The following is a 15509-nucleotide window of genomic DNA, read 5'->3' on the forward strand; positions in this document are numbered from 1 at the left end:
GCGTTTTAAATGCACAATCAAGTCCCAGCCCTTTTGGGCTATATATTAAATTTATTTAATATCATATAGTTATATAAATTAATCTTATTTGGGCCATTTGGCATTACAATTGAATCCCTAAATAATCGGCACTCCTTCCCAAGCACCCTCCGCCGAAGGGTAGCGCCGAGTTCTATCCTCGGCATCGCGTTGAGCCTAGGCTCAAGCCCCAAAGGCCGCGGCGGAATTAGCGGTGGTAAGCCCCTCGCTCCTTGGTGAGAATAGAACGGCCGATTTAAGGAAGGATTTGTGGCCATGGCCAACGGCATACCCGAACAACGCGGACTCTACGGAGCCTTCCAACAGTGGTACCGCGACGCCAAGATCCCCGCCCAAGAGGTCGACCTCGACCGCGACGGCCAGGCCAAGCCCCGGGAAGTGGTCGCCTACGTCCTCTCCCATCTCGATAAATTTTCCCCCAAGGTTCAAAAGCAAGTCGACGCCCTCCGCCAGGCCTTCCGCGGCCTGGGCTTCGCCGACGCCGAGGCCGTGCAGCTCCTGACCGGGGAATTGAAGGACGGCGCCCATCGACTGGTGGGGAAGGGAAAGGACTTTGAAAAAAAGGCCGCCGCGGCCGCGGCCGAGAACAAAGCCGAGGAGGCCGCGCGCCTCCTCGACCTGGCGGAAAAATCCTACCGCTTGGCCCTGGACCTGCGCCCGCACACGCGTCTCGCCCACCAGGCCCTCGCCGACTTGCTGTATCGCGGGGGAAAAAACGAAGCGGCCCGCGGGCACGTCGCTCAAGTCATCCTCCGCAGCGGGGAAAAAATCCCCGAACTCATGACCTGGTTACAGGGCCTCAAGGATCCCGAGATCCAGAGACAGGGCGCCGTCGCCTTTGCCGGCGAGGTCCTGCTCAAGGAATCGGAGCATAAAACTCTGGCCTCGCTCTACGAATGGGCCGGCCTGGATGCCGCCCGGCGCGGCGATTCGGACCAGGCCAAGCGCTACGAGGAAAAATGCCTGCTCGCCGACGAGCTGGCGCGGCCCTATCGCTTGGATTTCGCGCAAAAAGACAATCCGCGACTTTTTGCCCTCTACGAGGCCCTGCGTCGGGCGGGCATCCCCTCGGGGCTCATTTCGGGAAATCGCCTCGATAACCGCGTTTACCACACGATCACCGCTGCGCAGCTGTTGAACTATGTCGACCGGCACGCCGCAGACCCCAAGGTGCGGGAGGCCCTGAAGTCTCTGGGACTTATGCCTCCGCCCTGGGAGTCGTCGCCCTTTTCCGCCGATACCTTTTTTGCGGGCAAGGCCGGTTTCACCGAAAAACTCGGCGCCTATCACGCCAAGATGGCGACCTTGGCCGTGACCCCGGAGGCCCGTTTTCAGCACCTCGAGGCCGCCGTCCACTACCGTCCCGAGGCCGCCGAGACCCAGCTGGGGATGGCCCACTATTATTTGGGAAAAAATCAGCTGAAGGAGGCCGAGCCCTATCTCTTGAATGCCCTGCGCTTGGCCCCCCAGACCCCGGGCCTGCAGGACACCCTGAAGGCCACCCAGCTCAACCATATGAACCATCTGGGCGAGCGCATCCAAGCGGACCTGCGCGAGGCGGACGCCTTGCTCGCCCAAGGCGAGATCGCGGCGGCCGAAAAACTCGTGAAGCGCGCCGCCCAGACCTCGGAGGCGCGCTTCGACCACCACGCGAAGATGCTCTGGGAGGAACCGAATCACCAGCTCCGCACCTCCCGCCTTGACGCCCAGCTGAAATTCCAGCAGGCCCGCCTCCTGGAGGCCAAGGCCAAGACCGCCGACCAATTCAGCGAGGCCCATTTCCTTTACGTGCTGGCCGAGAGCAGCGCCCAGGTCGCCTTGAGCAAGGACCCCAAGGACGCGGCGGCCTTGGAGGTCGTGGCCCGGGTCGGCAAGATCCAGGTGGGGCAAAAGCAGCAGGGCGCGGCGTTGCAGGAGGAACGGGAGATTCGCCAAGACCTCGACCGTGCGGACGAGCTGCTCCGGGATGGAAAGACGGAGGCCGCCAAGAAACTGTTAAGCAAAGCGGCCAAGGCCCTCCAAGTGCGGCAGGACAACCACGGCAGATTCTTCGAGGAGGGCACTGATTTCCACGCCCGCGGCGCCCGCCTCGAGGCCGAGCTGAAGTTCCACCAGGCCCGGGCCCTGGATGGGAAAAAAGTCGCCCAGGGTCGCGAGGCCCAAGACCTCTATCTCCAGGCGGAGAAGGCCGCGGCCGCACTGCTGAAGCAAGACCCCAAGGATAAGGTCGCCCGTCGCCTGCTGGAGCGCCTCGAGCAGGTCCGCAACCTCTACAAAGACTCCGCCCTCAAGCAGGACCAGGAGATCCACAAAGGCCTGCGCCGGGTGGACGCGCTGCTCGCCCAAGGAAAGACGGAAGAGGCGCAGCGCCTGCTGCAAAAGACCTGGGTCTCGGTGGACGCGCGGTGGAATCACCACTCCAAGCTCCTCGCCGAGAACCCCTATTTCAAGGCCAGCACCGCGGCCATCGACGCCGAGCTTAAGTTTCACCACGCCCGCATCCTCGAGCGCCAGGCCCAGACCCAGGACCAGTGGGTCGAGGCCGCCAAGGTCTACGAGGCGGCGGAGGCCAGCGCCACCGCCTGGATCGAGCGGGCCCCCAAGGACGACAAGGCCCACCTGCTGCGGGCCAGGATTCGGCACGTCCGCGAGAATTACAAGGGCGCCGTGGAGGATTACGGCAGCGCCCTCGCCAAGGCCCCCGACGCCGCCGCGAAGGAACGCATCGCCCTGCAGTGGTCTTTCTATCTGGAGGAGCTGAAGAACCTCAAAACGGAATTAAAGCGGATGCGCGGTCTCTGGAAGGACATGGCCGTGCCGCCGCCGCCCTTCGACCAATACCGCCTGCAGAACCGCGAGCTGGCGGTGACGCGGGCCCTGCAGGCCGTCGCCGGCAGCGGCCTCGACCAGGGCCTGTGGATCCCCGACCCAAAATTGAAAGGGCCCCAGATCGCCGAGGCGAAGATCCAGGCCTTCCAGGAAATCGGCAAGGAAGTGGGAGAGCTCGAGCAAGGGGTGAAAAACCTCGGCTCCGAGGCCGCACTGAAGACCTATCACGAGGGCGTGAACAAGGTCCTCCGCAAGGCCGGGCTCAAGACCTCGGACCTGCCGGCCGACCTGCAAAACTTGGTGGAGATCGGCCCCGAAGGCCAGGTGATCTTCAAGCCGGAGCCGCCCAGCCCCGCGGGCACGATTTCCGTCCACGGAAAATCCGAGGTGGAACGGAAGCTTTCGACCCTGCAGAAGCTCGACAACCTCGCCTTCGTCCGCTGGAACGAGCGGCAGGCCGCCGCCTCCGCCGACCCCGTCCAAAAATTATTCTACGAGACCCAGGCCCTGCTGCGTCAGGACAAGATCCACGCGACCCGTCTCAAGATGGCCGATTTCCACGCGGCGGTGAAGGCCCAGGTGGCCGCTGATCCCGGCTACCTCGAGAAGAATCCCGAGATCGGCGCCATGTACGAGCAGACCAAGCTGGTCCTGAAGGAAATCAGCCTCAAATCCTTAGACCAGCTCGGCGAATTCAACGAACTCAACCTCGCCCAGCGCGCGGCCATGGAGTATGTGCCGAAGACCACCCAGGCCAAGCTCAACAAGGTGATGATTCATGCCCTGCGGGCGGAAATCGAATCCGGCCGCGCCTTGACCCTCGACGAGGCGATGCGGAATCTGAAGGCGGAGTACCAACGCCAGAAGGCCGCGGGCGAGGCCTTCCAGGTCCATTCCCACAATATGATTCATCCGGGGACGAAGTTCGACGCCCTGACTCCCGGCCGGCCCGAGACCCTCGCCTACCTCTTCGACGGGTACCTGGGTTGGGAGAAGGACAAGGGCTTCAAGGCCCTGCTCGAAGCGGAGCTTCGCCCCGGCCTGGAGCAGCGCCTCAGCCCCGACCAAGACCGGCGTTATAGTCTGGAGTTGGCCAAGACCCTGCGCGGCAACAGCGATTATTCCACGGCCGCCGAGTTGTTGGAAAAACTCTTCGGGAAGGATTTGGAGGCCGCGAAGCAGAAGATCAGTCCCGACCGGATCCAAGAGATCAAGACGGAGGTCCAAACCAAGGACCGAGCCAAGCTCGAGAAGGAGATTCGGGAGGCCTTTAAGAAGAACAAAAGCCGGGTGCAGCTTAGCAGGGAGGACACCGATAAGGCCGTGGAGGAGGCCCTGGCGGCCCAGAAGCTTCGCGGGGACGCCGATATCCCCGGCGGGGACGCGATTCTCCAAAAAGACATCCGGGAAAGAATTGAAAAAAGGCGGGCCGAGTTGACGGAGCCGCTGATTCAAAAAGCCTTGGATCAGGCGGTAGCGGCCAAGGTCGATCTGAAGATCCGGTCCGAGGCCTATGGCCACATGCCCAACATGGTCGGCAACCACGACCCCATCGCCCAAGAGGCCTGGAAGATCTTCAACGACATGAAGGATCCCAACGACGAGTGGGACAACCTGGCCGACCACAGTTGGGACGCGCTGAAGACCGAGGCCATCGTCATGGCCGTCACCCTGCCGCTGACCCTGGGGGTGGGGACGGCGGTGCGGGCGGGGATGAGCGGGACCAAGCTCGCCATCCGCATGTTGAATGCCGGCCGCTGGGCCGGCGCCGCCACCAAGGGCGGCATCCTGATCACCGGCGCGGCCGCGGAGGGCCTGGTCCAGACCTTCCTGACCTCCGCGATCCACAACCGGGACTTCCAGTGGAAGGAAGTCGGCTTCAATATCGTGACCAGCCTGGCCTTCCACGGCGGCAACCGGCTGTGGGGCAAATTCGCGGACAAGCTGGGCATCGGCGACCGCGCCATTCAGGCCGCCCTCCAACGCGGCGAATCCGTGGTCGGGATGAAGGTGGGGAACTTCGCCGGCATGATGCTCGTCCAGACCGAGCTCTCCGCGGCCATGAACTACGCCCTGGAAACCATCCAAGGTCACCCGGGCCCGGGCTTCTGGACCCTGGAGCGCCACTTGGGCGAAGGGGTGCGGCAGCTCGCCTATCACGGCGGCACCAAGGTACTGAATATCGCCACCCGCAATTGGGCGGCCAACGCCGAGCTGCGCGCTAAGCTCAAGGCCGAGGTCGCTCAAGACCATTATCAGCAGCTCATGAAGCAGGGGAAACTCAGCGCCCCCGAGGCGAGGAAGTTGGCGGCCGAGCGTGCCCACCAGGAGATACCCTCCGTCCTGGATGGGCAGGATCCGAAACAAATCGGGGCGATGCTGGCTGTTCGCAAGTCCAATCGCCTGGTCGAGAAGCTGGGCATGGACCCGGATTCGGCGGAAGGCAAGACCCTTGCTTACATCCTTCAGCACGCCACCGACCTTCCCGGGGCGGAGAAGGCACTGGGCGAATTCAAGGACCTGGACGGCTTCGTCCGCGAGCGCCTCAACCTCGACCCCACGAGCCAACACGGCAAGGTTGTCATGAAGCAGTTCGCCGAGGCCCTGGCCCACGGCAAGAAGTCGGAGGCCCTGCTCCGAGAATTTCCGGAATTGGGCCGCCTGCTCGAGGCCCAGGAAGTCGCCGCCAAGCAGCTGCTGGCCAAGGCCGGCATGGACCAAGTGAAGGGTCAGGACGCACTGGCGAAGGCCTTGGTCGCCCTCGCCTTGGAGCGCGGCTACGGCGCCGAGGACTTGGGCCGCTTCGGAGAAGTGCTCGCCCAGCAGCCGGAGCTGCTAAAAAACATCGTCGACAAATTCGGCGGCGATGCCAAGGCCCCCTTCAGCAAGACATCAGAGGGAAGGCAACTGGCCGGCATGCTCTTGGTGGACGCGATGCGGGCCTCGCCGGACTTCGATGCCTTCGCCGCCACCCTGAAGAATATGGAGGCCCACGCCAACTATCACTTGAGCGACGTCGACCAGGCCGGCCTGCTGCTCGGCGGCATCCCCCTCTCCGACCGAGTCGCCCTGTTCCGCTGGTCGGCCAAGGAGGGTCGCGGCCAGCACGAGTGGAGTGCCGACCTGCAGGGCATGCTCGAGGGCCGGGTTCAGTTTCGCATCGGGGACGGCCGGGTGGAGCGCGTCGAGCGAAGCGAGGCCGAGGGCGCGGGGGCGCAGCGGGCGACGGCGAAGCAATTCGCCTCCCTGAATGACGGCATCCTCGCCTGGGCCCACACGGAAAATTTCAGCGCGGCCAACCAAAAGCTCGCGATGGAGGGAATGGCCGACCGCGTCCTGCGCAGCGCCGGTTACAAGCCGGGCAGCGCGGAGTACCGGGCCCACCGGGACTTCCTGCTCAAGCACTTCGAGTCCGTGGCCCGGGGCGAGACCAACCCCGAGGACGGGCATTGGCCCAAGGTCGCCGTCGACCTGGAGGCCCATCTCCGCAGCGGCGGCACCATGACCTACCTCAATAAGGACGGCAGCCAGTACAAGCTGGGGCCGGCCCAGCGGGCCAAGCCCAAGGCGGTCGCGGAAAGCCGTGCCGAGGACACCAAGGTCGATAGGCCGAAGGGCAAGGGCGCCAAGCAAAAGGAAGTTGCGCCCCAGCCCGACGAGGAAGCCGACTCACGCGGGAAGGATGCCGCCAAGACCGAGCCCCAGCCGCTCACCGCCGCGGCCCGCGGCCAAGCGGATCGCGTCGGCGCGCCGACCCCCGTTCTGCCCGGAGACAAGACCGTGAAAGCGGGGCGCGACCGGCGCACCCCCACCCCGACCCAACCTGCCGAGGGCTCCAAGACCGAGGCGGCACCGGAGTCGCCGGGGCTCCTGCTTTCGGCCGACGGCCTCGACGGCTACAGCGTGCCATCCAAGGCCGAAAAATCCGTCCACTGGAGCAGCCGGGATAAGAAGCTGCCCGGAGATCCTTGGGCCCTGGACTTGAACCCGCGCGACGGCGGCTTCGACCTCGTTCCGAAGAACGGCAAGATTCAATACGAGGAGGGGGGAAAATGGGTCGACGTCCCCAAGGGCGGGATGGCGCTGAAGGACGGCATGTCGCTGAAGCTCGGCGATCTCGAGTTCCACTGGCGCGCCCCCGGCAAGGGCGGCTCCGGACACTACGCCACCGGCACCCGCCAGGCGGGGGAGCACCTGGTCGGCGAGCTCTTCGACTACTACGGCGGCAAAGACACGCGGACCACCTTGGCGCAATTCGCCGAGCGCCGGGATGCCTGGGGCGAGGAGGCCCGGGCCTTTCAACAGGAATTCGGAAAATTGGAAGGCCTGTGGAACGAATATCGGTCCCTCGAAAAGGACTATCGAAAGCAGCCCAGCCTGGCGAAGCGCGAGGCCCTGAATAAAAAGTGGAAAGAGGTCCAAGACCGGACCGAAGGCCTGCACAATTCGAAATACCATCGGATGGAGCGGGCCCATGCCGCGGCCATGCTGGAGACGAAGGCGAAGCTCGCCCCCCTGGAAATTTTCCTGGGTGTGGAGAGCTTCCCCTCCCTGCAGCAAGCGCGGCAAATTTCCAACGAAAGGCCCGATTTCGCCTACGAGCTGAATTTTTCGCCTCCGGAGAAGATCGGCGTCTATGCCGACGATTGGAGCCGGGTCCCCGCCAAGGAATTCGTCCAGATGAATGTCAGGGTCGCCGGCGCGCAACAAGCCTTGGACCTCGTCCAAAAAATGCGGGCCCGCGGGGAATTCGAGATGTTGGAGGGCTTGAAATGGGCCCCCGATCGGAAGAGCGGCGAGGTGACGGTCTTGGTCAAAAGCAAGGGCGTCGAAAACGGCGCCGTGGTCGAAACCAGCCAACGCATCGTCTTGAAATTCGAGGTCGGGAAGATCGGAACGAGCTCCGAGGCCAGGATCGGCCATCAGATCCGCGAAGAGCGCGAGCAGCTCGACCTGATGCGGGCCGAGATCTCGCGGATGAAGGCCAGGAAGGCCGATCCCGCCGAGATCGCCTCCTACGAGAAGATCCTGACCGAGGCGGAGGCTACCTTCCGGCAGACTCTCGCCCAGCGGCAATACACGGTCGACGGCCTTCCCTATGCCAAGGTGATGCCCGATATCACCCGGCAGATCGCCGGCGAGGTCTTTGACGGGAAGGCAACGCTCGAAAACCGAACGGCTTTGCGGGAACGCATCGTCGCCGACCTGGAACGCCAGGGCATCAAGGTCTCCACCGACAACGTCAAATCGGTGGACAGCATGATCGACCTGGCCCTGACGGCGAAGGCCCACGGCATCGTCGACCAGGCCGGCGGCCTGACCCGGAAGCAATTCTATCAATTGGTGGGCGACCTCTACCTGCACAACAACCCGGCGGTGCGAATCGGGGCGGCGGAGCTGACCCACGTGCCCATGGTGGTGGAAGGGACCTTGGTCCACTTTGAAATGATGGCGGCGGCCAAAGGCGAAAAGCCCACCGTGGCTGAGAAGAAGGCGATGTTCCTCGCCGCCCTCTACCACGACGCCGGCAAATGGGACCCCGACATCCGCACCAAGACCGGCTACACCATCCTGAAGACCTCGCCCTTCAACAAGACGGGCGCCGACATCGTTGTCAAGGCAGGGCAGAGCCTGAAGGAGGCCTTGGCCGAGCAGAAGTTGGATCCGGCCAAAGTCACGCTGCCCTTCGACGGGATGACCGCCATCCTGGTGCACCACGACGCCGAGACCGTCCGCTCCCGCAGCAAGGAATTGGTGAAGCTGGGGATCCTGGATCCGCTGGAGGCGCAGCGGATGTGGGAGGCCATCCAATACCACGGCTTCGTCTCGAGCTGGGTCGTGAAGAATTCCCTGGCGGGCCTTGGCATCAAGTCCCACGTCTTCAACGAGGGTTATGACAAGCAGCTCAAGCCCTATCTCGAGGCCTTCCAAGCCGTCTCGAAAAAGTTGGGTGAAAAGGGGATTCCGGATATCGAGGTCCTGATGCGGGACGCCGATTTCGCCAAGCAGGTGCAGACGATGCGGGAGGCCTTCGGCAAACTCCCGCCCTATGTCCAGGCCCTCATGCTGGGCGACCACCAGGGCCAGATCGACGTCGCGAAGTACATGACGATTCTTTCCAGCTCGCCCGCCAACAAGGACGCCAGCCTCCACGATTTATTTTTCGCGCCCGACATGACGAACAGTGTCCTCGGCGTCCTGCGCACCCACAGCTACGAGCAGATCCTCCTCTCCGAGGCGCAGGGCCGGGCCGCGGCGCCCGCCTTCTCCAAGGCGGAGGCCTGGTTGCGGGAGACCGATCCAAAAAAAACCGGCCTGGCCCAGGCGGTGCTGGCGGATAAAGACCTCGCGGCCGGCTATGAAAAGTGGCGCGCGACGGCGGGACCGACCGCGACGTTCCAAGGTTGGCTCAAATCCCTCAAGGTCAAACAGGACGGAAAAAATTCCCCCGAATTCGTCAAAATCCAAGGTCTGGTCGAGGCGAGCTTCTACCGTTATTACGCCTTGAGCCCGGAGGCCCCGCTGCACTGGGCGATGCCGGAAAAGCAGGCCCCTGTGGTCTCCGATCAGGCCGATCCCTGGGCCGTCTCCACCGTCGACAAGGTCGAAGCCGCTCCGCGCGCGGGCGAGCCCGCCGCCGACCGGCGTCCCGCCGGCGGTTTGCCCGGCCTGGTCGCCGGCCTCGTGACCCTGCTCGCTCCGGACCTCGCCCATGCCGCCGACAAGGCCGCGGAGGCCTCCGGCGGCGGCACCGCGCCCTGGATCGTGGGGGCGACCTTGCTGGTCTTGGGCGGGATCGGCGGTTTGGTTTTCAAGCTGGCCAAGGGCAAGGCGGCGGGCCAGTCCGAGGCGCCCCCACCGCTGCCGCAGCGTCGCGCGGTGGCCTGGGACCAGGCGCCGCCCCAACGGCCTCCGCTGGACGCGCCTCGCCCCGCCGTCGAAACGACCCCGCCTCGGGTGCCCGTGGTGGATCGGGTCCCGGAGGTCTTCTCGACCTTCAAGCTGGGTTTGGAGCATCGGGCGATCGACCTGGGCGTTCTGCCGCCGAAAGTCCAAGAGCTCGACGTCTTCGTCGGCGACCCGGCCAAGCTCTCCGACAAGGCGGGGCTCGCCGTCGTCATCCAAGACAGCGTGTCTTCCGGCGAGCCCGTCCTGCGCGGCAAGCTGCGCCGCGAAGGCGCCGGCTGGATCTTCTATCCGGTCGAGGCGACGGACGTGTTCGGGGGCAACCTCCAGCCCAAGGCCCCGCGTCCGGACGGCTTCATCCCCGTCGAGAACCACGACTACTTCCGGTTCGGCATGGGCTGGTTCCAGGTCGAGGGACAGACCCTGCGGCAGGCCCCCGGGAGTCCCGAAGTAAGCCTGCACTTCCGGGACGGAACGGGCCACGCGCGGGCCCAGGCCGACCGCGTCGCGCCCCTGCCTCATCCGGACCAGGCGCTGCGGGACCAGCCGCCGGCCCCATCCTCCGATCCGCTCTATGGCGCCAAGGCCTTGTTGGCGGAAAACGAACCCGGCCGGCCCCGCCGCGGCACCGTCCTGAAGACCCAGGCGACGGAGGAATACGGGATCTCGGCGGCGAAGACCCACGAGGGGGTCGGCAAGAGTTACAATGAGGACGGCTTCGTCCAAGGCAAGGACTGGGCCGTGGTGATCGACGAGGTCGGCACCGGCGGCTCGCACGGCAAGGCCGGCAAGGTCTTCGGCGAGGCGGTGGCGAAATACATGGCCGAGCACGCGGGCGACGGGCCGCCGGCCCAGGTCTTCCAGCAAGCCCTGCTCGCGGGCGGAGAGGCCATCCATGCCTCGCCCTACGCGCGCTCCAGCGTCGTCGCGGTGGGGCATTTCATCGTCAAGAATCCCGACGGCAGCCGCACGGCCGTTCTCGTCCACGTCGGAGACGCGGTGGGGATGGTGATCGGGAAGGACGGCCGCATCAAGCACCGTACCCAGGATCAGTCCCTGGTGGAAGATCTCGTGGAGAAAAATCTCGCCGCCGAGGGCCTCCCGGCCACCGCCCGAAAATTAGGCCTGCACACCGACGACGTCGAATTGATGAAGCGCGCCCATCCCAGGTCCAATGTGGTCCTGGGCTCCTTGGGCGGCGGCAAGAATACCCTGCCAGTCGTCACCGAGGTCCGTCTGGAGGCGGGAGACCGCATCGTGATGATGTCCGACGGGGTGAGCGACAGCGTGAGCTCGCGGGAAATCGCCGGCCAGGCCCTCGCGGCCAAAAATCCCGGCCAGGCCATGGACGGCATCTTTAATACCGCCTTCGGAAGGATGGGCAGCGCCCACGAGGCGATGGGCGCCAAGCGGGAGTGGAAGCTGCAATGGGGGGAATTAGGCCCCGGCGAACGCATCGAGGTGCTTCGCGACGGGAAGAAGCGCTACATGCGCCGCGACCTCGACGAGGCCACCCACTCCTATGTCTATTCCGTCTACAGCGCCAAGGAGGGCGGAATCCTGATCGAGAGCTTCAGTCGCCCCCTCGGACTGCGCACCCCCATCACGACGCCGGACGGACAGCAGCGCTGGATCGACCAGAACGCCAACATTTGGGATCGCCAGAGCGGCGGCACCCTGCTCGACCACTACAAGCCCTCCGACAACATCACCGTCCACGTCTATTTTCACGAGACGGCGGAGGGCGGCGCCGGAAAAACCGAGGCCAAAAAAGGCGAGCCGCCGGTTCCAGGAGGGACCGAAATACCCGCCGATGCCCGGCGGCTCTTGGAAACTAAGGGCTCCCTCGTCCTGGGTCGCGTGGGTGATTGGGTCTTGGGTTCGCCCCAAGATAAAAAGAGCTTGATCTCCGGGCGCCAGGCGACCCTGAGCTACAAGCGGGAAGGCGACCGAGATGTCTACGAGCTCCGGGACGGCGCCCAAAGCCCCAAGGGATGGGTGGCCAGCTTAAACGGGACCTTCGTCAACGGCCGGCGTCTCCCTTCGGGCGAGGCGGTGACTTTAAAGGACGGCGACATCTTGCAGATGGGCCACGAGAAGATCACCTGGACCGCCCAGAGGAAAGCCGGGGACGGCGATCTCTCCCGCACCATCACCGCGGGGGATTGGGCCATCGTCCATCCCCATCTCTATCAGGCGAAGCAATTCACCCAGGAGAATTTGCTGGAAGGGACCCCGGTCAACGGCCTGGAGGTCCCGGGGCGCAGCGCGGTCTATATGGAGGGCGCGGGTCGCTATGCCGAAGATCCCGCCAACCGCGAGATCATCGTCTGGGATCGGAGCCAGGACGTCGTGGTGCGTGACTTCCTGGCCCAGGCCCAAGAGCAGGTGAGGCGCGCCATCGGTAAGGAATTCTTGGACCCCCAGGATCCGAATTTCGAGCGGGACCTGCAATTGGCGATGAGCATTTACAATTTCATGCTCCGCAAGGAATTTCGCGACCCGGGCGAGGACGCCAAGGGCGCCCTGCGCCGACTGGACGCCTTCATCGCCGACAAGCGGGACCAGAAAATCCTGGTGGGCGAGATGTTGAAGCGGAAGTTCCCTTTCTGCCGCCACCTCGCCCTGCTCACCCAGGCCTTTTTGGCCGACATGGGGGTCCGCAAGGTCCAGATGGTCCGCGGCAGCATCATCGGCGGGGCGCATGTGTGGAATGAGGTCGAGATCGGCGGACAACGCCGCGTGATCGAAATCACCGACGCCTTCTACGCCGGAAGCCATCCCCTTCTGCCCCCGGACATCAACATCATCTATCATCACGAGCCGCGGGCCGGCCGGGTTCAATGAGTCGCGCCTAGCGCAGGGCCCGGGCTTGGTTGGAGGCTCCGAAGTAAGACCGGTCGGCCATCCCCCGCAGGTAGACCGGCAGGGTCTCTCCCAGTCGCCGCGAGATCTCCCAAAAATCCGCGTCGAGGTTGCGCGCCCGCCAGCGGAACTCTTCGAGGTAGGCCATGATCTCCGAAACGTAGCGCTCCTCGCGGCTCGCCTCGGCCAGTTGCAGGGGTCGGGAGCCGCGCTCGGTCCCGAAGTAATTCCCGGTGACGTGGCGCCAGTGCTCGGCCTCGTGGGCCAGGGCCTTGACGCGGTTCATCAGCTCGGCGAAGGCGCGCTTGCGCCCGGCCTCGTTGCCGAGGTCGAGCTCGGGGGCCTTGATCAGGATGAGCGGCCCGCCCCGCTCGCCGCCGTGCGGAAAGAAAATCGACAGGTCGCAGTCCCGCGTCTTGCCCCAGGCTGCGACGCGCCGGTCGAATTCGGCCGCGGGGAGGAGTTCGACGTCGAATTTTCGCGCCATCCAGGCGAGCATCAGGGCCTCGGTGACGGGGCTGGAATTGGTCTCCAAGAGCCTGAAGAGATCCCCGACCGCCAGGTCCCGCGACTCGGCGGCCCAGGTTTCAAAGGCTTTCACGAGTCGGGCCTTGTTCGCCTCCCTCAGCGCAGGATCGTGGAGGTAGGGCGCGACGTCCTCCATGACGGAGAGGACCTTGCGGGCCAGCCGCACGTCGTTGAGGTAGGCGGTGTGGGAAGAGCCGTTGATCTCGAAGGCGAGCGACTCGCGGGTCCGCCCTTGGCGAAGCCGGTGCAAGAGCTGCGAGAGCTTGGGGCTGGAGCCGGGGGCGCGGGAGAGCTCGAAGAGCTTCGCGGGGCTGTCCTGGACGGCGAAGAGGTCGTGGAGGCGCTGCAGGATAAGTTCGCCCTGCGGCATTTCCCGAGCGAGGTCCAGGGCGCGGTCGATCTCCGCGGCGGGGTAGCGCGGGTCTTCGCGGCCGGCGCCGAAGGTTCGGATGATGCGCTCGGCCTGCCGGTTCAGGCCCATGGAATTCCGGTAGGCGAAGTTGAACAAAGCGACGTGGTCCTGGGGGCGATAGTTCGCCCAAGCCGCACCGGCCAAGTCGCCGTAGGCCCGCCAAAATCCCTCGGTGTAGAGCGGCTCCGCGAAGAGATTCGGCTCGGCGTTCTCACCGAGTCCCTCCGCCAGCCGCAGCCAATGCTCGCGGGCGCGGCCGCCTTCCATCCCGCTGAAGATCGCCTGCAGGACCTGGTTTCGGTAGGGGCCGTCCGACTCCGACACCGCGCGGCCGAGCAGCCGCTGCAGCAGCGCGTAGTCGAAGCTGCCGGTGGCGCTGCGGACGGCGTCGGAGGCGAAGACGTCCTCGATCGCCAGCACGAGGTAGAGCTGCTCGCGGCTGCCCGGCCGGGGGGCGCGGATCAGGGCCTCGAGGAGCCGCTCGTGGAAGTCCGGCAGGTCGCAGTGGATGCGCCCCACGGTCTGGACGATCTCCTCCGCGCGGGAGACCCATTCCGCTTTCGGAAATAGCGGAAGGAAGCGCTCGCGCAGCGCCTCGAGGCGGGTCTGAGGCGGCGGGGATTCCGAGCCGTGGCGCCGGGAGAGGCTGTAGTGGCGCAGGGCTGCCGGTGCCCCCGCGATCGGCGGTCCGAGGACGAATCCCTCGGCCACCGCTTGCAGGCGCGGCGCCGCCGGCGGGAGCCCCGCGCCCAGCCGCTCCGCTTGCAGGTCCATGCGCCGCTCCCAAAGCGAAAAATCTTTTCCCAAGATCCGGTGCGCCAGTCGTCCCGCGACTTGAAAATGAAACAGGGTCGTGAAGCTGTCGGCCAAGAGCCCCGCGGCGCCTTGGGCCTCGCGCAGGCCGAGGCTCTGTTCCAAACCGTGTCCCAAGGTGATGCCCGCGAAGGGGACGGCGAAAGGAAGGATCTTTGTGGAGACCGCGGGGAAGGGGCTTGGTCCGGGCGACGAGGCGCCGATCCTGCGAAACAGCGAGCCCCCGGCCCAAGCGCTGAGCCGCAGGCTGCCGAGGACCAGGGCAGCGGAGGCGAGGTCGTGTCCCACGGAAGAAGGGGTCTCCCGCCCTAGCCAGCGCGCCCCGAGGCGTCCGGCCAGGGTGAAGGTCGAGACCTCGGTGCCCCAGGCGAAGACCGCGGCGGCCGCCCGCGGCGCGCCGGAGCTTAGGGCCCCGAGGCGGGCGATGCGATAGGTGGCGCCGCCCAAGGTCATGGTGGCCAGGGCCAGGGGGTCGAGGCTGTGCGCGGCCAGGTGCTCGAGAAAAAATTCGCATTTCTGACCGAGGCCGCCCCGGCCGCTCAAGGCCTCGAGCCGCCGGCGGGCGCGCGCTTGTACTTGGGGATCGCCGCCTGGCTGGATGAGGGATTGGTAGAGGGCCGCGGCGGCGTCCGGGCGGCGGGCCTCGGCCACGCGATCGGCAAGGCGAAGCAGGCCGAGCGCGCGGAGCTCGGCGTCGCCCTCGCGGGACAAGGCGTCCAGCTCGGCCGCCTGCGGCGCGCGCAGGCGCAACGCCGCCGCGAAGGCCGCGGTTTGCGGGTCGGTGAGGTTCCGGATCAAGGTGCCCTCCGAATAGATCCGTGCATCCATCGCCCTTCAGCCCCCCGAGGACTGAAAAATGCGGGCGAAACTTCATTTAAAGGTAGGTAGGTGGGGACTTATCGCCGTCGCCCGAAAAAGTTGTGCGAGAAGGGGAGGTCGCACCCTATAGCCAAGCCGGCGACTTCCGATTATTTCAAAATCTCTCCTAACCGCGGCTTCAATATGAGAATTTTCTCATTTTGATAAGCGGCAAATTATTAAAAAATCAATGATTTCAAGAAAGGTTAGCCCTAGGCCTTTGGCACCCTCTTTGCTAAAATTTATCAATTAGATAGCA

At 65.1% G+C, this 15509-nt stretch carries 2 protein-coding genes; one reads left to right on the plus strand and one right to left on the minus strand.

Annotated elements, in window-relative coordinates; genetic code table 11:
- Positions 1-294 precede the first annotated feature (294 nt).
- Positions 295-12621: an FHA domain-containing protein gene (locus tag FBR05_03360; GenBank protein MDL1871223.1), complete on the plus strand. Its 12327-nt coding sequence runs from the start codon at positions 295-297 to the stop codon at positions 12619-12621.
- A 7-nt stretch (positions 12622-12628) separates the two neighbouring features.
- On the opposite strand, the gene FBR05_03365 is transcribed toward FBR05_03360, so the two are convergent.
- Entirely contained in the window at positions 12629-15220 is a 2592-nt protein-coding gene (locus tag FBR05_03365) for a hypothetical protein (protein MDL1871224.1), read from the minus strand.
- Positions 15221-15509 lie beyond the last annotated feature (289 nt).

Source organism: Deltaproteobacteria bacterium PRO3 (assembly GCA_030263375.1).
Lineage (GTDB): Bacteria > UBA10199 > UBA10199 > DSSB01 > DSSB01 > DSSB01.